Origin of the sequence: Streptomyces sp. NPDC127129, assembly GCF_042671585.1 — a bacterium.
GTDB lineage: Bacteria > Actinomycetota > Actinomycetes > Streptomycetales > Streptomycetaceae > Streptomyces.
The window spans coordinates 1-19,837 of record NZ_JBHXTV010000006.1; the positions used below are offsets into that span (position 1 = coordinate 1).

Sequence of the window (19,837 nt, forward strand, 5' to 3'; positions counted from 1 at the left end):
GGCCCCCCCCCCCCCGGCCGGCGCCAAGTGTTTCTGTTTGTCCGGGGTTGCCCCGGTCCGCCCCTGTTTCCCACCCCCCCCCCCCCCGCCCGGGGGGGGGGGGGGGGGGGGCCGCCACACCCCCCCCCGCCCCTCCCCTATCTCCTGCGCCGTGCCGTGCCGAAGAGAGACCTGGAGATCTCCCGCCCCAACTGCGTCCCGATCGACCGCGCCAGCGATGTGAACATGCCGCTGTCCACCACCTGCTCGACGAGCGACTCGTCCTCCTTCGGTGCGCGCGCCTCCGGCTTCGGCCGCGCCGCCTCCCCCTCGGCCGTCTTCGCCCGCGGCTCCTGCTGCGCCTGCTGCTCCTGCTGCGCCGAGAGGCGCTCGTACGCCGACTCCCGGTCCACCGCCTCCGCGTACCGCCCCCACAGCGGCGACTCCTTGACCGCCGCCTCCAGCGCGTCCGCCGTGATCGGGCCCATCAGGGACTCCGGCGCCCGCAGCCGCGTCGCCGCCACCGGAGTCGGCGCGCCCGTCTCGCTCAGTACGGTGATCACCGCCTCGCCCGTGCCGAGTCCCGTCAGGACCTCCTCCAGGTCGTACGCCGAGTTCGGGAACGTGCGCACCGTCGCCTTCAGCGCCTTCGCGTCGTCCGGGGTGAACGCCCGCAGCGCGTGCTGCACCCGGTTCCCCAGCTGCGCGAGCACATCGCCCGGCACGTCCTTCGGGGTCTGCGTCACGAAGAAGACGCCCACGCCCTTCGAGCGGATCAGCCGCACGGTCTGCGTGATGGACTCCAGGAACGCCTTCGACGCCCCCTTGAAGAGCAGGTGCGCCTCGTCGAAGAAGAAGACCAGCTTCGGCTTCTCCAGGTCCCCGACCTCCGGCAGATCCCCGTACAGGTCCGCCAGCATCCACATCAGGAACGTCGAGAACAGCTGCGGCTTGTCCTGCACCGCCGGCAGCTCCAGTACGGACACCGTGCCGCGTCCGTCCGCCGCCGTCCGCAGGAACTCGCCCGTGTCGAACTCCGGCTCCCCGAAGAACCCGGCCGCCCCCTGCTGCTCGAACGCCGTGAGGGAGCGCAGGATCACCCCGGCCGTCGCCGTCGAGAGCCCGCCGATCCCCTTCAGCTCCGGCTTCCCGACGTCGGACACGAGGAAGGCGACCACCGCCCGCAGATCCTTGAGGTCCACCAGCTCCAGACCCTTCTGGTCCGCGTAGTGGAAGATCAGCCCGAGCGACTGCTCCTGCGTCTGGTTGAGCTGGAGCACCTTCGACAGCAGGACCGGCCCGAAGCTCGTCACCGTGGCCCGTACGGGAATCCCCGCACCGATGCCGCCGAGCCCGTAGAACGCGCAGGGGAAGCCCGTCGCCTTCCACTCCTGCCCCACCTGCCCCGCCCGCTCCCTGGTCCTCCCGGAGTCCACGCCCGGGGCCGAGATCCCCGACACGTCGCCCTTGATGTCGGCGAGGAAGACCGGCACCCCGTTCGCGGACAGCTGCTCGGCGATGAGCTGCAGGGTCTTCGTCTTGCCGGTACCCGTCGCTCCGGCGACCAGGCCGTGCCGGTTGAGCATCGGCAGCGGGACGCGGATACCCGCGTCCGGGTGACATTCCCCGTCCCACAGCAGCGCGCCCAGCTCCAGCGCCGGCCCGGAGAAGGCGTACCCCGCCGCGATCCCGCCGGCCGGAGACTGCTCGCTCACGCTCATGACAGGACCTCTAGTTCCGGAATCGTGGCGGTTTGCCCCAGCATCGCACCGGCCCCGCGTGGCTGCGCCGGGAGCCGCTTGCCCGGTAGGCTTTCCGTGTGATCTTCAAGCGCATCGGACAAGGCCGGCCGTACCCCGACCACGGCCGGGAAAGCACCCGGCAGTGGGCGGACGTCGCCCCGCGCCCGGTCCGCCTCGACCAGTTGGTCACCACGAAGGGCCAGCTGGACCTGGAGACGCTGCTCGCGGAGGACTCCACGTTCTACGGCGACCTCTTCGCGCACGTCGTGAAGTGGCGGGGCGACCTCTACCTCGAGGACGGGCTGCACCGCGCGGTGCGCGCGGCACTCCAGCAGCGCCAGGTGCTGCACGCCCGCGTCCTGGAGATGGACTAGCGGCGACACGCCGTTCTGACCCTTTCGGGGGCTCTGCCCGTCCATCCGGACGCGATCACATGATCGTCAAGTATCCAACCTCGACGGACGGCATTACGCTGCGTCCATGAGCATGCTCACTCCCCCCGGAATGGGCGGAAAATACCGCATCACGGGTGACAAGTACCCCCGTATGCGCCGCCCCCGGCACCGTCGCAGGATCGTCCTCGCGGCCACGGCCGCCGTGGTCGTGCTCGGCGCGGCCGGGTGGGGGACCGTGCAGCTCGTCGGCGTGTTCTCCGGCGGTGACGAGGACACGAAGACGACGGCCGGTCACCGCACCGACTGCAAGCCCGCTCCGAAGCCGACGACGCCGGCCGTCGCCGCGCTGCCCAAGCCCGCTCAGATCACGGTGAACGTCTACAACGCGACCCCGCGCAGCGGGCTCGCGAAGTCGACGGCCGACGAGCTCAAGAAGCGCGGCTTCCTCATCGGCAAGATCGGCAACGCCCCTGCCGCGTACGACAAGAAGGTCGTCGGCGCCGGGGTGCTGCTCGGCGCTCCCGGGGCGGCCAAGGGCGCGTTCCCGGTCCTCGGCACCCAGCTGAAGGGCGTCACGACGAAGACGGACACCCGTGCGACCGCGGACGTGGACCTGATCATCGGGACGGCCTTCAAGAACCTGGACCCGAAAACGACGGCGGACGCGGCCCTGGTCGCTCTGAACAAGCCCAAGACCCCGCCCGCCGGGAAATGCTGAAGGTCCGCCGACCGGTCGGCGGACCGACGGCCGGCTAGTCGGCCGTGCCGTACATGCGGTCGCCCGCGTCGCCGAGGCCCGGGACGATGTACCCGTGCTCGTTGAGGCGCTCGTCGACCGAGGCCGTCACGACGGTCACCGGCGTGCCCGCCAGCTCGCGCTCCATGATCTCGACGCCCTCGGGGGCGGCGAGCAGCACGACCGCGGTGACATCGTCCGCGCCACGCTCGATCAGCTCCCTGATCGCGGCGACGAGCGTGCCGCCGGTCGCCAGCATCGGGTCCAGGACGTACACCTGGCGGCCCGAGAGGTCCTCCGGCATCCGCGTCGCGTAGGTCGACGCCTCCAGCGTCTCCTCGTTGCGGATCATGCCGAGGAAGCCCACCTCGGCGGTCGGGAGGAGCCGGACCATGCCGTCGAGCATGCCGAGTCCGGCGCGGAGGATCGGGACCACCAGCGGCCGCGGGTACGACAGCTTCACACCGGTCGTCGGCGTGACGGGGGTCTCGATGTCGACCTGCTCGGTCCGCACGTCCCTGGTGGCCTCGTAGGCGAGCAGGGTGACCAGCTCGTCGGCGAGCCTGCGGAAGGTCGGGGAGTCGGTGCGCTTGTCGCGCAGCGTGGTGAGCTTGTGGGCGACCAGCGGGTGATCGACGACGTGGAGACGCATGGTCACACAGTAGCCCGCACTGGCATCAACCCATGCCCTGGAGGGAAGGTGGGGGCACAGGACCCAGTCGTGGGGTGGTGTGGCCCATGCGCGACCCGGCAGACCCGGCGCAGACGGAGGACGCCAGGAACGAGGGCGGCGAGAGGCCGCCCGAGACGGACGCGGAGCGCCGCAGGCGCCGCGCCCAGTTCCTGCGCGAACTGCACGAGGCGAAGGCGCTCCGCGACCGTGTGCAGCCCCGGCGCGCGCGGGCGGCCCGGATGCGCCAGCAGATGCGGATGAGGACCTTTCGCTGGTGAGGGCCACGGCGCCGGGCCGGTGGCGTGCGCCTCCCGTGCGCCGGTCCGTGCGCCGGGTCTGTGCACCCACCCGATGGGCGTCCGGATCAGACTGATGCACGACGCAAGAGCAGAAGACCTCTCCTGAAGCCGCTGTTTCTGCCACGATGCCGATTGGGCGGGGCATCGGAAGCGCGCCGCCGGATCGTTCACCTCTGATCAGTGGGAGAGTCACGGTGTACTTCGCCGCACTGCTCGCGCGCACCGAAGACGGGTGGGAAGCGAGCGACACAGAGCTCGACGACGTGGAGACCCTGTCGGATCTGATCGAGCTGGCCCGCGAGGCCTCGATCGACGACGACACGGTGATCGTCTTCATCGAACAGGAGGACGCCTGGTTCGGCGTCCTGCGGATCGAGGGCGAGGACGACCCTCGCATCTATGTGTCGGACGGGGCGGCCGCCGCCCGCTCCTCGTACGGGGAGATCCTCACCAAGGAGATCCTCGGGGACGACCTGGACGACGCCGACACCCTGGACGACCTGAACCTCGACGGTACGGAGGACGGCGAGCCCCTGGACCGCGACGACGACGAGGACGAGGCGGGTGCGTCCGTCGACGCCGTGCCCGCCGCACCGGTCGGCGACCGGCTGATCCTCGCGGACCTCGGCATGTCCGAGAGCCAGCTGCAGGCGCTCGACAGCGACGCGCTCGCCGAGATCGCGGACGCGCTGGGCGCCTCGGAGGTTCTGGAGACCGTGCGCTAGTGACCGGAGCAGCACCCGATCCCGTACGGGATCCCTGGCGGGAGTCCATGCGGCTCGCCCTCGCCGAGGCCGAGAAGGCCGCGTCGGCCGGTGACGTACCGGTCGGCGCGGTCGTGCTGTCCCCGGACGGCGCGGTCCTCGCCCTCGGGCACAACGAGCGCGAGGCGACCGGGGACCCGACCGCCCACGCCGAGGTCCTGGCCCTGCGCCGGGCCGCGGCGCGGACCGGGGAGTGGCGGCTGACCGGCTGCACGCTCGTCGTCACCCTGGAGCCCTGTGTGATGTGCGCCGGCGCGCTCGTGCAGTCCAGGGTCGAACGGCTGGTGTTCGGCGCACTCGACGAGAAGGCGGGCGCGTCCGGTTCGCTCTGGGATCTCGTACGGGACCGGCGGCTGAACCACCGTCCCGAGGTGGTCCACGGCGTCCTCGGCGAGGAGTGCTCGGCGCAGCTCACGGCCTTCTTCAGGACCCGCTGAACCCGTCTCCGACCTGCGAGGCGATACGGATTTCATCGCAGAGCCTCTTTGGGCTAAGCTCTCTCTCGGTAGCGTGTCCGAGCGGCCGAAGGAGCTCGCCTCGAAAGCGAGTGTGGCGCAAGTCACCGAGGGTTCAAATCCCTCCGCTACCGCTTCGATCGAAGGGCCCGGCTCAATGAGCCGGGCCCTTCGGCGTATCCGTGTCCCGCACGCGAGCGCCGTACGCGGCCCCTTGCCCGGCCGCGTACGCGCAAGGCCCCGGCCGCGCCTGTGTGGGCGGCCGGGGCCTCTTCGCCGGACGGGGGGAGCGGCATCGGGGGGACAAGCCGCTCCCCCCGATGCGAACCGGTCCTGCAAGTCCGGCCGCTGTCAGGGGGGAAGCTCGCGGCGCGGACCCCGCAGTGAGGGCCGGTTCCTCGACCCCTGCGGATTCCTGCCAGATCCGCCGGGCTCGGCATCCATACTGCTCCGCCGTCACCCTTCCGGGGGGCGGCAAAGGACCCCGATCACCGGGCCCTTGGTCCATAAAGGCCCGGTGAAGTGGCCGAGACGGCTCCGTTAGACTCACGCGTCCACGCAGGGGCAGCAGACAGGGGAGGGCGCGGCAGATGGCGCAAGCGAAGAAGGTCGCGCTCTACGCGCTCGTGGTCTTTGTGCTGTACACGATCATCAATTCCCCGGACAGGGCGGCCGATCTCGTCCAGGTAGGGTTCGAGGGCATATCGTCCGCCGCACAGGGCGTCGGCGAGTTCATGACCGAGCTCGTCAACTAGAACCACCGACGAGGAGTCCTGCTGTGATCCGCCATCTGGTCCTGTTCAAGCTCAACGAGGGCATCACGAAGGACGACCCGCGTGCCGTCGCCGCCGCCGAGGCGTTCGACGGACTGGAGAAGGAGATCCCGGAGCTGGGCTTCTGGGAGTGCGGCTGGAACATCTCCGAGCGGCCGATCGCGTACGACTTCGCGATCAACTCGGCGGTCGAGGACGCCGATGCGCTCCAGCGCTACCTGGACCACCCCGCCCACCAGGCCGGCGTCGCGCTCTGGCGTGAGATCGCCACGTGGGTGATCGCGGACTACGCGTTCTAGACACGTTCGGTTCCGGAAGGCCCCCCGCCGTCATGGCGGGGGGCCTTCCTGCCGTCCGCATCCGGCCCCGACGCCGTCAACACGTGGTTATGCGGTGCTTGCACACAGTGGACATGTCTTGTGATGCTATGACCGCTTTTGACGGATGAGTTGACCGTAGTTGACCAGCAAAAGGGGTGGCGTGAACGTGCCGGCCAGTACAGCGCCTCAGGTCCCGCCCCAGAACGAGGCCGGCGACCCGGACAACGCCCCGCGCCCCCGCCCCCAGAGCAACCGGCCGCAGGGCAGCCGCCCCCCGAGCACCCGGGGAGCCGACACCCGCGCGCTCACCCAGGTGCTCTTCGGACAGCTCAAGGGGCTTGACCCGGGCAGCCCGGAACACGACCGCGTCCGAGGGGCGCTGATCGAGGCCAACCTCCCGCTCGTGCGGTACGCGGCGGCCCGGTTCCGCTCCCGCAACGAGCCGATGGAGGACGTCGTCCAGGTCGGAACCATCGGTCTGATCAACGCCATCGACCGCTTCGACCCGGACCGCGGCGTGCAGTTCCCGACGTTCGCCATGCCCACCGTCGTCGGCGAGATCAAGCGGTACTTCCGCGACAACGTCCGCACCGTTCACGTGCCGCGCCGCCTCCACGAACTCTGGGTCCAGGTCAACGGCGCCACCGAGGACCTCACCACGGCCCACGGCCGCTCCCCCACCACCGCCGAGATCGCCGAGCGCCTGAAGATCGGCGAGGACGAGGTGCTGGCCTGCATCGAGGCCGGGCGCTCGTACCACGCCACGTCCCTGGAGGCGGCCCAGGAGGGCGACGGCCTGCCCGGACTGCTCGACCGGCTCGGTTACGAGGACCCCGCGCTCGCCGGGGTCGAACACCGGGATCTCGTACGGCATCTGCTCGTCCAGCTGCCCGAGCGCGAGCAGCGGATCCTGATGCTCCGCTACTACAGCAATCTGACGCAGTCCCAGATCAGCCAGGAACTCGGCGTCTCGCAGATGCACGTGTCAAGGCTCCTCGCCCGGAGCTTCGCCCGATTGAGATCCGCAAACAGGATCGAGGCGTAACCGAAACGGGTAAACCGGTTCGGAGCAGTTCCACGACGGCCCAAATGCCGTACACCCCTTGTTTCCTGCGGATATTCACCCACGCCATGTCGACAAGTCACTACAGCGTGTTGCCGACATGTGACATTCTGCTGGAACCGCGTTTGCCGCAGCCCCGCCTCCGGTATTCAGGTGGAGGCTGCGTTCCTCCGATGGTCGTGGCCGCCGCGACCGTCCGCGACCTCAAGGGGGTGGCATGTCCGCAGAACAGGGCAGCTCGAAGGTGCTCACGCTCACGCCCGCGGCTCCGCAGACGCCGGTGCCGATGCCGGTCCAGCCGACGGCCGAGAGCGCCGAGCCCGCCGCGCCGCTTGTCGTCACGCCGGAAGCCATCGACACCCGCACGCTCTCCCGCTCGCTCTTCCTGCGACTGCGCGCCCTGGACGAGGCCGGCGCCGCCGCGGACAGCCCGGAGCGGACGTACGTGCGCGACACCCTCATCGAGCTCAACCTGCCGCTCGTGCGGTACGCGGCGGCCCGGTTCCGCTCCCGCAACGAGCCGATGGAGGACATCGTCCAGGTCGGCACGATCGGTCTGATCAAGGCCATCGACCGGTTCGACTGCGAACGGGGCGTGGAGTTCCCGACGTTCGCGATGCCGACGGTCGTCGGAGAGATCAAGCGCTTCTTCCGCGACACCTCGTGGTCGGTACGCGTCCCGCGCCGGCTCCAGGAGCTGCGGCTCGCCCTGACGAAGGCCAGCGACGAACTCGCCCAGAAGCTCGACCGCTCGCCGACCGTCCCCGAACTCGCCGCCGTGCTCGGGGTGTCGGAGGAGGACGTCGTCGACGGCCTCGCGGTCGGCAACGCGTACACGGCCTCCTCGCTCGACTCCCCCTCCCCGGAGGACGACGGCGGCGAGGGCTCGCTCGCGGACCGGCTCGGGTACGAGGACACGGCGCTCGAAGGCGTCGAGTACCGCGAGTCGCTGAAGCCGCTGCTCGCCAAACTCCCGCCCCGGGAGCGGCAGATCATCATGCTGCGCTTCTTCGCCAACATGACGCAGTCGCAGATCGGCGAGGAGGTCGGCATCTCGCAGATGCACGTCTCGCGGCTCCTGACGAGGACCCTGGCCCAGCTGCGCCAGGGCCTGATCTCTGACTGAAGTTCGCCGTTCCGGTTCACAACTGACATGGCGTCAGCAACACTGACGCCATGCGGCGACAGAAGTCACTTCTGACGGTGGTCGCGCTCTGCCTCGGCGGAGCGCTGACCGCGTGCGGCGGAGGCGAGGACGAGGGCTACGCGGCGGTCGGCGCGGGCTCCACCCCGAAGGACGCGGTGCGGCCATCGGGGTCGGTCACGCTGATCCCCCTGGACTCCCCGTCGGCGAGCGGCACGACATCGAGCACGACGTCCCCTTCACCACGCCCACCGGGCGCGGCCCCCGGCCCGACACCGGCACCGTCCACCGGCGGAACGGGCACCGACGGGGACACGGGCACGGACGCCGGTACGGACGCCGGTACGGGCACGGCTCCCGGAACCTCGCGCCCCGGAACGACACCCGCCCGGCCGGGCACGACCCCGCCGCGCACCGCGACCGCCCCGCCCCCGGGCACGACGACCGCCCCGCCACCACCGCCGACTCCCGCCACCCCCGCCACGCTCACCCTCTCCGCCCCCGTGCTCGCGGACGGCGACAAGCGGTGGTGCGAGCGCGTGACGGTCACCTTCCGCAACACAGGTGGCACGGCCGCCACTTCGGGCACGGTCACCTTCGCCACCCACATCATCGGCGCCCTGGGCGTCGACTGGGCGACGATCGAATCGGCCCAGCCGCTGCCCGCCCCCATCGCCGCGGGGGCGGCCAGGACACAGACGTACACGGTCTGCGTGGACTCCTGGCGGGTCCCGCTCGGCATGCACGTCGACACCCGGAAGGTCACGGCGACGTGGAGATGACCGGAGTCGCTCGACAGGGGCCGTCCCCGCGACGATCCGCTACGGGCGGCACGCCCGGACCTATGATGTGCTCAGGGCGGACTCACCGCCGGCCCGCGAATCCGCCGCTCCGCCAAGCGACTTGACCGAAGGGTACGGACAGCATGGAGAGGCACGTCGCCCTGTGAACGCCATGGAGCACGCCAAGGTCCTCTCCATCGGGCTGCACCCCCGCTCGCTCGACTACAGCGCCCTGCCCGACGGCATCGACGAGGCGTCGCTCACCGCACGGATCGCCGCCGGGAACGCCGCGCTGCGCGAGGCCGGGTTCGACGTGGTGACCTGTCTGGTCGACCCTTCCCCGGACCGCGCCGAGGAGGCCGTGCGGGAGCTGCTCAAGGGTGACGCGTTCGGTCTGGCGATGATCGGCGGCGGCGTGCGCATGATGCCCGAGCACACCCTGCTCTTCGAACGGCTCGTGAACGTCCTCACCGAGGCCGTTCCCGGGATCCGGCTCTGCTTCAACACCTCGCCGGAGACCACCGTCGACGCGTTGCGGCGCTGGATCGAGCCGTAGGGTCACGTCCCCCGGCTCAGGCGAGGAAGAGCGCGGCGACCGCCGGGGCCGCGTACATCACCGGCCAGACCACGTGCGTGTAGGAGCGGGCGCGGATCACGGTGACGAGGGCCCCGGTGAAGTACAGGGCCACGCCGATGCCGGCCGCGATGCCGATCACCGGGATCCACAGGCCGGCGACGAGACCCACCGCGCCGGCCGCCTTGGCGAGGCCGAGCCTGGTCCACCAGGACCGGGGGACGCCGTACTCGGTCAGCGGCTGGGTCACCCACGGGGCCTTGATGAAGATCGAGAGCGCCGAGAAGCCGACCATGAACGCGGCGACGGCGGTGACGACGATGTGGGTGGTGGACATCTCGGGCTCCTCGGTTCGGGGGCGGCGAGCGCTGCTCGCTCGTACACCCCACTGACGGAGCGCGCCGCCCCTGTGTGACCGGTGCGGGCGGAGACATAGGGTCGAGTGCATGGATGCCAGTGCGGAACACGCGATGATCGCGGTCCCGGCGGGGCCCGTGGCGCTCTCGGACCGCCGGACACAGCGCAGTTGGACGGTCGAGGTCGCCCCCTGTCTGATCGCGGCGTACCCGGTCACCCAGGCCCTGTACGCGCGGGTCACCGGCGCGTGTCCCGGCGCCTTCCGCGGTGCGGAGCTGCCCGTCGAAGGGGTGTCCTGGTGGGACGCGGCCCGGTTCTGCAACGCCCTGTCCGAGCGGGAGGGGCTCGCGCCCGCCTACCTGATCCCGGCCGACGGCGGCGCGGACGTCACGTGGGACAGCTCGGCCGACGGCTACCGGCTGCCGACCGAGGCGGAGTGGGAGCACGCCTGCCGGGCCGGGACGGCCGGCCCCCGGTACGGCCCCCTCGACGAGATCGCCTGGCACCGCGGCAACTCGGAGGAGCGCCTCCACGAGGTGGGCGGCAGGCGGCCCAACGCGTGGGGGTTCCACGACATGCTCGGCAACGTCTGGGAGTGGTGCTGGGACGTCTACGACGCCGAGGTCTACGGCAGTTACCGCGTCCTGCGCGGCGGCGGCTGGTTCGACGAGCACTGGAGCTGCCGCGCTTCCGTGCGGCGCCGCAGCCACCCCACCTTCCGCGTGGACGACGTCGGCTTCCGCCTCGCGCGGTCCGCCGGGCGCTGACCGGAGTACGCCGGTACGGACGTACGGGAGGCTCGGCCCGTCCTCACCCAGGTGAGTGGATCACACCGTCCAAGCAGCTCAGCGCGGCCGAGCCGTCCACCCCTCGGCGCCGGGTGCCCGGATTCTGTGGACCGTCACGCTGGACGGCCCGATCCGGGAGGTCTCCCTCATGTCCACATTCACCGGTCTGCGAAGAGCCCTGGGGCGCGGCGGACTCGCGGCGGCCGCGAGTCTGGCGCTGGTGCTCGCGCTTCCCGGAGCGGCGCACGCCGCTCCGGGAGATCTGGATCCCGGCTTCGGGGGAGACGGCACCGTCCTCACCGCCGCCGGGGGTGAGGAGTCGGGCAACGACGTGCTGGTGCAGTCCGACGGCAAGATCGTCGTCGTCGGCACCGACGCACCCGACTCGCTCGGAAACTACGCGCTGGTCCGCTACCTCGCGGACGGCAACCTGGACTCCACCTTCGGCGACGGCGGCAAGGTGTCCACCGACCGCGGCTTCATCGAGAACGCCGAGGCGGCCGCGGTGCAGGCCGACGGCAAGATCGTCGTGGTCGGGAGCGCGTCCACCGACTTCGAGACGTGCTGCACGTTCACGGTGGCCCGCTACACCGCAGCAGGCAGCCTCGACACGACGTTCGGCGACGGCGGCGTCAGGCTCCTCACCGCGTTCGGCCAGCCCGCGGGAGGGCAGGACGTGGCGGTGCGTCCGGACGGCAGGATCGTCGCCGCCGGCTATACGGGCGGCCGTTTCGCGGTGGCCCGTCTTCTCGCGGACGGCACCCCGGACGCCACCTTCGACGGCGACGGCGTGGTCACCACGGACCCGGACCCGACGAGTCCCGAGGCGGGCGGGACGGGCCGGTCCCTCGCGTTGCAGTCCGACGGCAAGGTCGTCGTCGGCGGCGAGGTGGGCACCACCCGCTTCGACTTCATGCTGATCCGGTACAACGCCGACGGCAGCCTGGACACCGGATTCAGCGGTGACGGCATGGTGCGGACCGACTTCGGCGCGTACGAGAGCGCCGAGGAGGTCGTCGTGCAGGGTGACGGCAAGATCGTCGCCATCGGCAACACCGACGCGGACGCGGCGGTGGCCCGGTACCTCGCCGACGGCAGCCCGGACACGACCTTCAGCGGTGACGGCAGGGTGACCACCGCCGGCGGAGCGGCCCGGGACGGGCTCGTGCAGTCCGACGGCCGGATCCTCGTCGCGGGCAGGGGCGCCACCGGCGGCGACTTCGGGCTGATCCGCTACAACCCCGACGGAGCGCTCGACCCCGGTTTCGGTACCGGCGGCCGGGTGACCACCTCGTTCGACGGCGCCGACATCGCCAACGCGGTGGCGCTGCAGTCCGACGGCAAGATCGTCGCGGCGGGCACCGGAGGGCCGGACAGCGACTTCGCGGTCGCCCGCTACGAAGGCGGCGGGGGCGCGCCGACGCCGCCCGCTGTGGACGTCTCGGTGACGAAGACCGGGCCCGGCACGATCAGCATCGGTGACCAGGCCACGTACACGATCCGGGTGACCAACAACAGCACCACGGCGACGGCCACCGCGGCCTCGGTCTCCGACACGCTCACCGGCGGCTCCGGGACCCTGCTGTCGGCCACGCCCAGCCAGGGCGGCCCCTGCACCGTCAACCCCACGACCATGACCTGCCCGCTGGGCAACCTCGCCCCGGGCGCGTCGGCCACCGTCACCGTGGTCGCCGAACCCCGCACCACCGGCACCCTGACCGACTGGGTGGCGACCGCGGCCGTCGAGAGCGACCCGGTGCCCGGCAACAACAACGCCAACGCCGCCACCACCGTCAACAACGCCCGCGGCTGCACGATCATCGGCACGAGCAACTACGAGACCCTCAACGGCACCTTCGGCAACGACGTCATCTGTGCCCTCAGCGGCAGCGACACCGTCAACGGCGGAGGCGGCAACGACACCGTGTACGCCGGACCCGGCAACGACCTGGTCAACGGCGGGAACGGCACGGACCGGCTCATCGGCCAGAGCGGCAACGACCGCCTCAACGGCGACGCCGGCAACGACAACCTCGACACCCGGGACGGCGTCGGCGGCAACGACGCCGCCTACGGCGGAACCGGCTCCGACACCTGCAGCACCGACGCCGGCGACTTCCGCAACAGCTGTCCGTGACGGCACGGCCCGACGGAACCGGCACCGCAGCCCCCGGAGGGCTGCGGTGCCGGTTCGCGTTTCCGCCGGACGGGGGCCGGGCTCAGCCCAGGGCCAGCCAGGCCACCGCGGCCACGACGACGATCGCCGCGATCACGCCGACGATGAGACCCACGCGGGGGCCGGAGGACTGCGGGGCCGGCGCCGCCTGGCGGCCACCGCCGCCCTGCGGGGCGCCCTCGTCGACGAAGGCGCGGAACATCTGGGTGCTGCCGGCGGGGTCGTAGTTGCCCTCGGGGCCGGGGCCCTGACCGTACGGAGCTTGGGGGTTGTGTGCCATGAGCCAGGACCCTAGCGAACCCCGGCTTCCGGCCCCAAGCCCCGGCGTCGGCCGAGCACGGGTCCAGCACCGGTCCGGCACCGGTCCGGCACCGGTCCGGCAGGGACTGCACGGGACTGGCACCGATCCCCCGCAGGCCTCCTCCCGGCCTCCGCTCCCCCTTTACCGATTCTTTAGCGCCGTTTGACCGATTTAGTTTGCCTGAAGCAACCATCCATCTCTATGGTTGCCCTAAGCAACAAGATGCAGCGGGTCATGGGGTCACAGTGGACAAGCCGAACCGGTACGAGAACCTCGCCCGACAGGTCAGCGCCATCGGCGCGGTCAAGCGCGGGATGGCCCGCTCACTGCCCGCCGACTGCCCCAGCGGATCAGCCATCGTCCTCGCCCTGCTCAAACACGACGGGGACATGAGGATGAGCCGGATCTCGGAGCGGATGGCCGTCGACATGTCGGTCAGCAGCCGCCACGTCTCCCACGCCGTCGACCGCGGCTGGGTCGAGCGGCTGCCGGACCCGGCCGACAAGCGCTCCCGCATCCTGCACCTCACCGACGAGGGCAGGGAGAAGCTCGACGAGCTGGACCGCCGGCTGACCGCGATGCTCACCCGCAACCTCGCGGACTGGTCCGACGACGACGTCGAACTCCTCACCCACCTGCTCGCCCGCCTCCGCGACTCCTTCGGGGACTGCCGGGCCCACCACGCGTAACAGCAAAGGACGTTCATGGCCACGACCACACCCGCCCCGCCAGCGCAGGCGGGCGGCCACACCTCCGACGGTGCGCCCATGTCGCACCGGCAGATCATGGAGGCGCTCTCCGGGCTGCTGCTCGGCATGTTCGTCGCCATCCTGTCGTCGACGATCGTCTCCAACGCCCTCCCGCAGATCATCACGGACCTGGGCGGCGGCCAGTCCGCCTACACCTGGGTCGTCACGGCCGCCCTTCTGTCGATGACCGCGACCACCCCGCTCTGGGGCAAGCTCGCGGACCTCTTCTCCAAGAAGCTGCTCGTCCAGATAGCCCTGGTCATCTACGTCGCCGGCTCGGTCGTCGCCGGACTCTCCCAGAACACCGGCATGCTGATCGCCTGCCGTGTCGTCCAGGGAATCGGCGTCGGCGGTCTGACCGCCCTCTCCCAGATCATCCTGGCCGCCATGATCGCCCCGCGTGAGCGCGGCCGGTACAGCGGCTACCTCGGCGCCACCTTCGCCGTCGCCACCGTCGGCGGCCCGCTGCTCGGCGGCGTCATCACCGACACCGACTGGCTCGGCTGGCGCTGGTGCTTCTACGTCGGCGTGCCCTTCGCGCTGATCGCGCTCCTCGTCCTGCAGAAGACGCTGAAGCTCCCGGTCGTGAAGCGGAAGGTCAAGGTCGACTGGACCGGTGCCTTCGTCATCAGCGCCGCCGTCTCCCTCCTCCTGATCTGGGTGACCTTCGCGGGCGACAAGTACGACTGGATGTCCTGGCAGACGGCCGCGATGGTCGGCGGCTCCGTGGTCCTCGGCGCGCTCTTCGTCCTCGTCGAGTCCCGGGCCAGTGAGCCGATCATCCCGCTGCGCCTCTTCCGCAACCGCACCATCACCCTCGCCTCGGTCGCCTCGCTCTTCGTGGGCGTCGCGATGTTCGCCGGCACGGTCTTCTTCAGCCAGTACTTCCAGCTGGCCCGCAACGAGTCGCCGACGATGTCCGGCGTCCTCACCATCCCGATGATCGCCGGCCTGTTCGTCTCCTCGACCGTCTCCGGCATGGTCATCACCAAGACCGGCCGCTGGAAGGCCTGGCTGGTCAGCGGCGGTGCCCTGACGACCGGCGGACTCGGCCTGCTCGGCACGATCCGCTACGACACGGAGTACTGGCACATCGCGCTCTTCATGGGCGTCATGGGACTCGGCCTCGGCATGATGATGCAGAACCTGGTGCTGTGCACGCAAAACCAGGTGGCCCCCGCCGACCTCGGCTCCGCCTCCTCCGTCGTCACCTTCTTCCGCTCGCTCGGCGGCGCGATCGGCGTCTCGGCGCTCGGCGCGGTCCTGGCCCACCGGGTCACGAACTACGTCCAGGACGGCATGGCCGCACTCGGCCCGAAGGCCGCCGGCATGAGCGGCGGCGGCACGGGCGGCGGCATCCCGGACATGGACAAGCTGCCGGCCCCGATCCGTACCGTCATGGAGGACGCGTACGGGCACGGTGTGGGTGACGTCTTCCTCTACTCGGCCCCCTTCGCGCTGCTCGCCTTCGTGGTGACGCTGTTCATCAAGGAGGTCGCCCTGAAGAGCAGTTCGGCCCCCAAGGCCGACGACGCCCCGGTCACCACCGAGAAGCCGGCGGCCGACACGGTCGTCGCCGTCTCCACCGGCCTGACCGTCGGCGGCACCGTCCGCACCGCCGAGGGCACGGACCTCACCGGCGCGACGCTCACGCTGATCTCGCTCGGCGGGCAGCAGCTCGGCCGCGCGGTCGTCGACGGCGAGGGCCGCTACGCCCTCGACGCGCCGTCGGCCGGTTCGTACGTCCTCATCGCCTCCGCCGACGGCTTCCAGCCGCAGGCCTCCACGGTCGTCGTCCACGACGGGCCGCTCGGCCACGACGTGCTCCTGACCGGCACCAGCGGGCTCACCGGCGCGGTGATCTCCGCCGAGGGCGGCGCGCCCGTGGACGGGGCGATGGTCGTGATCACGGACGTACGGGGCGAGGTGCTGGCCACCGGCAAGTCCGGCGCGGACGGCGGCTTCGTCTTCGCCGAGCTGGTGCCGGGCGCGGTCACGGTCGCGGTCACCGCCGCCGGGTACCGCCCGCAGGCGCTGCCCGTCGAGATCGGCGGCCAGGGCACGACCCGGCTCGACGTGGCCCTCGTGGCCGGAGCGGTCGTCCACGGCACGGTCCGCGCGGGCCTGGACCACCGGCCGCTGGCCGACGCGCGGGTGACCCTGGTCGACGCCGCCGGCAACGTGAAGGCCTCGGCGACCACGGACACCGAGGGCGCGTACGCCTTCGCTGACCTGGACACCGGCGAGTACACGCTCATCGCGACCGGCTACCCGCCGGTGGCGGGACGGCTGACCGTCACCGGAGCCGGCGCCGACGGCCACGACATCGAACTCGCCCACCCGGGCGAGTGACCGACTCCCGGCCGCGCTCCGAGCGGAGGCGCGGCCGGGTCCGGGGCGGCAGGAGTCATGGGGACGGCCTGCCGCCCCGTTGTTCTTCGAGTTGAGGGTTGAGGATTCGGATGGGACTGCACGCTCAGGTACGGACCCGCGACGGATGGCCGGTCGAGCACGCGGTGGTGACCGTGACCGACGGTTCGGGCGGGCAGGTCCTGCGGGCGGCGGCGGACGGGGACGGCGTCGCCCGGGCGGAGGGCTCGCTGCCGCCGGGGCCGTACACGGTGGTCGTGACCGCGCTCGGCTACGCGCCGGACGCGCGTACGGCGCTGGTGGGCGGGACGGGCCGGGCCGACGTGGGGACGGTCGTCCTCGCCCGCACGGGCGGTACCGAACTGCCGCCGCCGGGCGTGTGGACCGTGGACGCGGCGCACTCCTCGGTCGGCGCGGTGGCCCAGCACCTGGGGATCTCCAGCGTGCACGGCCGCTTCACCGAGTTCACCGGCCGGATCGAGATCGCGCCCGACCTCCCGGCCTCGCGTGTGGAGGCCGTCGTCGCGGCCGGGTCCATCGACACCGGCAACGGCCTGCGGGACAAGCACCTGCGGTCCGGGGACTTCCTCGACGTGGACCGCTTCCCGGAACTCACGTACCGCTCCACGGCCCTGCGGGCGGCGGGCCCCGACCGGTGGACCGTGGACGGCGAACTGACCCTGCGGGGCGTCACACGGGACGTCCCGCTGGACCTCACCTACCTGGGGACGGGCGCGGATCCGTGGGGCGGCGTGCGGGCGGCGTTCCGCGCCGAGGCCGAACTGCGGCGCGAGGACTTCGCGATGACGTACAACCAGGTGGTCGCGGCGGGCATCGCGGCGATCGGCGCGACGCTCCGGGTGACCCTGGACATCCAGGCGGTACGGGAGGGCTGAGCACCGAGCCCTCCGGTGCGGGCGGGGGCCGGCGTCCTGCGACGCCGGCCCTCGCCCGTTCCCGTACCTGTACCCCCGTACCCCCCGTACCCCCCGTACCCGTACCGGCTCCCGGGGCTAGGCCGGGCCCCCGCCTTCGCCCTCGCGGGCGACCATGACCTCGATGCCCGCGACCAGGATGTCGAGGGCGTACGCGAAGTCCCGTTCCCAGATGGCGCTGACGCTGCCGTGCGAGGCGCGCTCGTCGAGGATCTCCGCCATCGGTTCGAGGGCCTCGGTGAACTGCGGATCGTCCCGGAAGGCCTTGATCGACTCGCCGTAGAAGTCGTCCTGGGACATGCCCGCCTCGGCCGCCCGGCGCTCGAACTGCGACTCGATCGTGCCGTAGCCGTACACGAACTGGAAGATCGCCGACATCGCACTCGGCTGCCGCAGCATCGGCAGGCCCGTGTCCCCGATCGCCTCCTGGATCTTGGTGCCCACGGCGATCGCGTGCGGGCCGATGTTCAGGTACCGGCCCGCGCTCGGCGACATCCACGGGTGGCGCACCAGCATCCGCCGGTAGTCCAGGGAGAGGACGCGGACCCGGTCCTGCCACCCCCCGGCGGCGTCGACCGCGTCGAGGTCGATCTCCCCGTAGACCGAGTCGACGGCGTACTCGATGATGTCGTCCTTGGTGTCCACGTACCAGTAGAGCGACATCGCCGTGACACCCAGCTCGGTCGCGAGCTTGCGCATCGAGAGACCGGCCAGGCCGTCCTCGTCCAGCATCCGGATCGAGGTCGCCACGATCCGTTCGCGGTCGAGGCCGGCCGGCCCGCCTCCGCTGCGCGGAGTCCGCTGTTCGAGCCACACGCTGGAACCCGCCGGGTTCTTGGCCCGGTCGGCGGCCTTGACCATCGTGTTCCTCCGTGCGCTCACCTGTCAGCGGTCCTTCACCATGCTATGCAGCCGCGTCCCGCTTCTCGGACCGCTCCGCCCTGCGCAGCAGCGCCGCGGCGACCAGACCGCCCGCGAAGACGGCGACCGCGCCGACCAGCTGGCTGGTCTGGAGGCCGGAGGCGAAGGCGTCGGAGATCTCCGCCCGTTCGGCCTCGCTCCCGGCCGCCGCGAGGGCCGCGGGCAGCGAGGTCGCGGTGACGGCGACCAGCGCGGCGAACCGGGCGTTGAGCACGGCGCCGAGGACGGCGACGCCCAGTCCGTTGCCGAACTCCGCGAGCGTGCCGTTGATTCCGGCGCCCACACCCGCCTTCTCCGGCGGGATCGCGCTCATGATCGCGTTGGCCATGGCGGGGGACGAGACGGCGATACCCGCGCCCATCAGGACCAGGCCCAGGAGCATGCCCCAGTAGCTGCCGTCCGTGCCGCCGCCGAGCACGGCGATCGAGGTGAGACCGCCGGAGACCAGCGTCATGCCGATGAGGACGGCCACCGGGGTGCCGATCTTCATCACGAGCCTGGGGCCGAGCCCGGTCAGGTTGAGGCCCACGATCGTCAGCGCGAGCGGCGCCATCCGCAGACCGGCCTCCAGCGGCTCGTACCCGAGGACGAACTGCAGGTGCTGGGTGAGGAGGAAGAGCGAGCCGCCCATGCCGAAGACGACGAGCAGGGAACCGCCGATGGCGCCGATGAACTTCTGGTTGCGGAAGAAGTGCATGTCGAGCATCGGGTACGGGGTGCGCAGCTCCCACAGCGCGAAGGCGCCGAGGACGGCGGCACCGAAGGCGGCCGGGACCAGCACCTCCGCGGAGGTCCAGCCGTGCTCGGGCCCGGTGATGATCGCGTAGACGACGGCGGTCATACCGATCGTGGAGAGCAGCGCGCCCAGCAGGTCGGGGCGCTCGCCCTGCGGGTTCTTCGACTCCGGTACGAGCTTGACGACGGCGACCAGGCCGATCAGCGCCACCGGGATGTTGATGAGGAAGATCATTCCCCACCAGAAGTGGTTCAGGATGGCTCCGCCGATCAGCGGGCCGCCGGCGAAGCCGAGCGAGCTGACGGTGGACCAGAGCGCGATGGCCTTGACCCGCTCCGAGTCGTCGAAGATCTGCATGACGACGGCGAGCGTGGTGGTCATCAGGAGCGCGCCGCCGACGCCCATGCCGGCCCGGGCGGCGATGAGCTGCGCGGTGGAGCCGGCGAGTCCGGCGGCGAGCGAACCGAGGCCGAAGAGCGCGAGGCCGACGGCGAGGAGCTTCTTGCGGCCGTAGCGGTCGGCGGCGTTGCCCGCGGTGAGCAGGAGGCCGGACTGGACGAGCGAGTACGCGTTGATCATCCACTGGATGTCGGTGGTGGACGCGTGGAGTTCGGAGGTCAGCGAGGGGATCGCGACGCTCAGGACGGTGTTGTCGAGCAGCACGGTGAGCTGGGCGAGACAGATGACGCCGAGGATCAGCCAGCGCTGCGGATGCCCACCGGTGGCGGTGGGCGAGGAGGCGGCGGTCGTCGCCGTCATGGTTCCCCCTTGTACGGTGTACGGGACTGGGTCTCGTACACCGTAC

Annotated in this window: 22 protein-coding genes and 1 tRNA gene; 17 read left to right on the forward strand and 6 right to left on the reverse strand. The window is 71.3% G+C overall.

What is annotated here, in order from left to right:
- Window positions 1-137: 137 nt before the first annotated feature.
- Window positions 138-1,700, reverse strand: coding sequence for a helicase HerA-like domain-containing protein (locus tag ACFVGW_RS12970; RefSeq protein WP_385852003.1), 1,563 nt, complete (start codon window positions 1,698-1,700; stop codon window positions 138-140).
- Window positions 1,701-1,798: 98 nt separating this feature from the next.
- Here ACFVGW_RS12970 and ACFVGW_RS12975 point away from each other — a divergent pair, with 98 nt between their 5' ends.
- Entirely contained in the window at window positions 1,799-2,095 is a 297-nt protein-coding gene (locus tag ACFVGW_RS12975) for a type II toxin-antitoxin system VapB family antitoxin (RefSeq protein ID WP_260230859.1), read from the forward strand.
- Window positions 2,096-2,201: 106 nt separating this feature from the next.
- Window positions 2,202-2,834, forward strand: a complete 633-nt coding sequence (locus tag ACFVGW_RS12980; protein ID WP_383308936.1) for a LytR C-terminal domain-containing protein — start codon at window positions 2,202-2,204, stop codon at window positions 2,832-2,834.
- Window positions 2,835-2,868: 34 nt separating this feature from the next.
- Here ACFVGW_RS12980 and upp read toward each other — a convergent pair whose 3' ends face one another.
- Window positions 2,869-3,504, reverse strand: a complete 636-nt coding sequence (gene upp, locus ACFVGW_RS12985) for a uracil phosphoribosyltransferase (protein WP_352192978.1) — start codon at window positions 3,502-3,504, stop codon at window positions 2,869-2,871.
- A gap of 86 nt (window positions 3,505-3,590) precedes the next feature.
- On the opposite strand from upp, the gene ACFVGW_RS12990 reads away from it, so the two are divergent.
- The 10 genes from ACFVGW_RS12990 (at window position 3,591) to ACFVGW_RS13035 (ending at window position 9,681) form a co-directional block, all read left to right on the forward strand.
- Entirely contained in the window at window positions 3,591-3,803 is a 213-nt protein-coding gene (locus ACFVGW_RS12990; RefSeq protein WP_385852004.1) for a hypothetical protein, read from the forward strand.
- 215 nt (window positions 3,804-4,018) lie between these two features.
- Window positions 4,019-4,549: a hypothetical protein gene (locus ACFVGW_RS12995; protein WP_385852005.1), complete on the forward strand. Its 531-nt coding sequence runs from the start codon at window positions 4,019-4,021 to the stop codon at window positions 4,547-4,549.
- A gap of 47 nt (window positions 4,550-4,596) precedes the next feature.
- Window positions 4,597-5,025 (forward strand): tRNA adenosine(34) deaminase TadA, encoded by a 429-nt coding sequence (gene tadA / locus ACFVGW_RS13000; protein ID WP_385852236.1) that lies wholly within the window; start codon window positions 4,597-4,599, stop codon window positions 5,023-5,025.
- Between the two features lie 67 nt (window positions 5,026-5,092).
- Window positions 5,093-5,177, forward strand: a tRNA-Ser gene (locus ACFVGW_RS13005).
- A 456-nt stretch (window positions 5,178-5,633) separates the two neighbouring features.
- Window positions 5,634-5,798, forward strand: a complete 165-nt coding sequence (locus ACFVGW_RS13010; protein ID WP_175439350.1) for a hypothetical protein — start codon at window positions 5,634-5,636, stop codon at window positions 5,796-5,798.
- A gap of 23 nt (window positions 5,799-5,821) precedes the next feature.
- Window positions 5,822-6,115 (forward strand): Dabb family protein, encoded by a 294-nt coding sequence (locus ACFVGW_RS13015; protein ID WP_352188647.1) that lies wholly within the window; start codon window positions 5,822-5,824, stop codon window positions 6,113-6,115.
- A gap of 187 nt (window positions 6,116-6,302) precedes the next feature.
- Window positions 6,303-7,181 carry an RNA polymerase sigma factor SigF gene (locus ACFVGW_RS13020; protein WP_385852006.1) on the forward strand — a complete coding sequence of 293 codons (879 nt, stop codon included), beginning with the start codon at window positions 6,303-6,305 and terminating at the stop codon, window positions 7,179-7,181.
- 235 nt (window positions 7,182-7,416) lie between these two features.
- Window positions 7,417-8,325 carry an RNA polymerase sigma factor SigF gene (locus ACFVGW_RS13025; protein ID WP_352188645.1) on the forward strand — a complete coding sequence of 303 codons (909 nt, stop codon included), beginning with the start codon at window positions 7,417-7,419 and terminating at the stop codon, window positions 8,323-8,325.
- 50 nt (window positions 8,326-8,375) lie between these two features.
- Window positions 8,376-9,125, forward strand: coding sequence for a hypothetical protein (locus tag ACFVGW_RS13030; protein WP_385852007.1), 750 nt, complete (start codon window positions 8,376-8,378; stop codon window positions 9,123-9,125).
- 172 nt (window positions 9,126-9,297) lie between these two features.
- Window positions 9,298-9,681, forward strand: a complete 384-nt coding sequence (locus ACFVGW_RS13035) for a hypothetical protein (RefSeq protein WP_385852237.1) — start codon at window positions 9,298-9,300, stop codon at window positions 9,679-9,681.
- Between the two features lie 16 nt (window positions 9,682-9,697).
- On the opposite strand, the gene ACFVGW_RS13040 is transcribed toward ACFVGW_RS13035, so the two are convergent.
- Window positions 9,698-10,036 (reverse strand): DoxX family protein, encoded by a 339-nt coding sequence (locus tag ACFVGW_RS13040; protein ID WP_385852008.1) that lies wholly within the window; start codon window positions 10,034-10,036, stop codon window positions 9,698-9,700.
- 109 nt (window positions 10,037-10,145) lie between these two features.
- Between ACFVGW_RS13040 and ACFVGW_RS13045 the strand changes: the two genes are divergently transcribed.
- Together ACFVGW_RS13045 and ACFVGW_RS13050 are read left to right on the forward strand one after the other, a co-directional pair.
- Window positions 10,146-10,823 (forward strand): formylglycine-generating enzyme family protein, encoded by a 678-nt coding sequence (locus ACFVGW_RS13045; protein WP_385852009.1) that lies wholly within the window; start codon window positions 10,146-10,148, stop codon window positions 10,821-10,823.
- A gap of 169 nt (window positions 10,824-10,992) precedes the next feature.
- A complete protein-coding gene (locus ACFVGW_RS13050) occupies window positions 10,993-12,981 on the forward strand; it encodes a calcium-binding protein (protein ID WP_385852010.1) in 1,989 nt (662 codons plus the stop codon).
- Between the two features lie 82 nt (window positions 12,982-13,063).
- On the opposite strand, the gene ACFVGW_RS13055 is transcribed toward ACFVGW_RS13050, so the two are convergent.
- Complete coding sequence (locus ACFVGW_RS13055; protein WP_352188640.1) at window positions 13,064-13,300, reverse strand: hypothetical protein; 237 nt, start codon at window positions 13,298-13,300, stop codon at window positions 13,064-13,066.
- A 266-nt stretch (window positions 13,301-13,566) separates the two neighbouring features.
- Between ACFVGW_RS13055 and ACFVGW_RS13060 the strand changes: the two genes are divergently transcribed.
- The 3 genes from ACFVGW_RS13060 (at window position 13,567) to ACFVGW_RS13070 (ending at window position 17,336) form a co-directional block, all read left to right on the forward strand.
- The gene (locus tag ACFVGW_RS13060) at window positions 13,567-14,010 is read left to right on the forward strand and encodes a MarR family winged helix-turn-helix transcriptional regulator (RefSeq protein ID WP_352188639.1); all 444 of its coding nucleotides are present in this window, start codon (window positions 13,567-13,569) and stop codon (window positions 14,008-14,010) included.
- A gap of 15 nt (window positions 14,011-14,025) precedes the next feature.
- The gene (locus ACFVGW_RS13065; RefSeq protein WP_385852011.1) at window positions 14,026-16,422 is read left to right on the forward strand and encodes an MFS transporter; all 2,397 of its coding nucleotides are present in this window, start codon (window positions 14,026-14,028) and stop codon (window positions 16,420-16,422) included.
- Between the two features lie 110 nt (window positions 16,423-16,532).
- Window positions 16,533-17,336 carry a YceI family protein gene (locus ACFVGW_RS13070; protein WP_383229543.1) on the forward strand — a complete coding sequence of 268 codons (804 nt, stop codon included), beginning with the start codon at window positions 16,533-16,535 and terminating at the stop codon, window positions 17,334-17,336.
- 117 nt (window positions 17,337-17,453) lie between these two features.
- On the opposite strand, the gene ACFVGW_RS13075 is transcribed toward ACFVGW_RS13070, so the two are convergent.
- The gene (locus tag ACFVGW_RS13075) at window positions 17,454-18,236 is read right to left on the reverse strand and encodes a TetR/AcrR family transcriptional regulator (protein WP_385852238.1); all 783 of its coding nucleotides are present in this window, start codon (window positions 18,234-18,236) and stop codon (window positions 17,454-17,456) included.
- 43 nt (window positions 18,237-18,279) lie between these two features.
- On the reverse strand, window positions 18,280-19,791 hold the full coding sequence (locus tag ACFVGW_RS13080) for an MFS transporter (protein WP_385852012.1): 1,512 nt from the start codon (window positions 19,789-19,791) through the stop codon (window positions 18,280-18,282).
- Window positions 19,792-19,837: the final 46 nt, after the last annotated feature.

Coding starts and splice junctions, on each gene's coding strand:
- ACFVGW_RS12990 (WP_385852004.1), top strand. CDS start 3,591: ATGCGCGACCCGGCAGACCCGGCGCAGACGGAGGACGCCAGGAACGAG.
- ACFVGW_RS13010 (WP_175439350.1), top strand. CDS start 5,634: ATGGCGCAAGCGAAGAAGGTCGCGCTCTACGCGCTCGTGGTCTTTGTG.
- ACFVGW_RS13070 (WP_383229543.1), top strand. CDS start 16,533: ATGGGACTGCACGCTCAGGTACGGACCCGCGACGGATGGCCGGTCGAG.
- ACFVGW_RS13045 (WP_385852009.1), top strand. CDS start 10,146: ATGGATGCCAGTGCGGAACACGCGATGATCGCGGTCCCGGCGGGGCCC.
- tadA (WP_385852236.1), top strand. CDS start 4,597: ATGCGGCTCGCCCTCGCCGAGGCCGAGAAGGCCGCGTCGGCCGGTGAC.
- ACFVGW_RS13050 (WP_385852010.1), top strand. CDS start 10,993: ATGTCCACATTCACCGGTCTGCGAAGAGCCCTGGGGCGCGGCGGACTC.
- ACFVGW_RS13075 (WP_385852238.1), bottom strand. CDS start 18,236: ATGGTCAAGGCCGCCGACCGGGCCAAGAACCCGGCGGGTTCCAGCGTG.
- ACFVGW_RS13055 (WP_352188640.1), bottom strand. CDS start 13,300: ATGGCACACAACCCCCAAGCTCCGTACGGTCAGGGCCCCGGCCCCGAG.
- ACFVGW_RS13080 (WP_385852012.1), bottom strand. CDS start 19,791: ATGACGGCGACGACCGCCGCCTCCTCGCCCACCGCCACCGGTGGGCAT.
- ACFVGW_RS13065 (WP_385852011.1), top strand. CDS start 14,026: ATGGCCACGACCACACCCGCCCCGCCAGCGCAGGCGGGCGGCCACACC.
- ACFVGW_RS13030 (WP_385852007.1), top strand. CDS start 8,376: ATGCGGCGACAGAAGTCACTTCTGACGGTGGTCGCGCTCTGCCTCGGC.
- ACFVGW_RS13040 (WP_385852008.1), bottom strand. CDS start 10,036: ATGTCCACCACCCACATCGTCGTCACCGCCGTCGCCGCGTTCATGGTC.
- upp (WP_352192978.1), bottom strand. CDS start 3,504: ATGCGTCTCCACGTCGTCGATCACCCGCTGGTCGCCCACAAGCTCACC.
- ACFVGW_RS13025 (WP_352188645.1), top strand. CDS start 7,417: ATGTCCGCAGAACAGGGCAGCTCGAAGGTGCTCACGCTCACGCCCGCG.
- ACFVGW_RS12970 (WP_385852003.1), bottom strand. CDS start 1,700: ATGAGCGTGAGCGAGCAGTCTCCGGCCGGCGGGATCGCGGCGGGGTAC.
- ACFVGW_RS13035 (WP_385852237.1), top strand. CDS start 9,298: ATGGAGCACGCCAAGGTCCTCTCCATCGGGCTGCACCCCCGCTCGCTC.
- ACFVGW_RS12980 (WP_383308936.1), top strand. CDS start 2,202: ATGAGCATGCTCACTCCCCCCGGAATGGGCGGAAAATACCGCATCACG.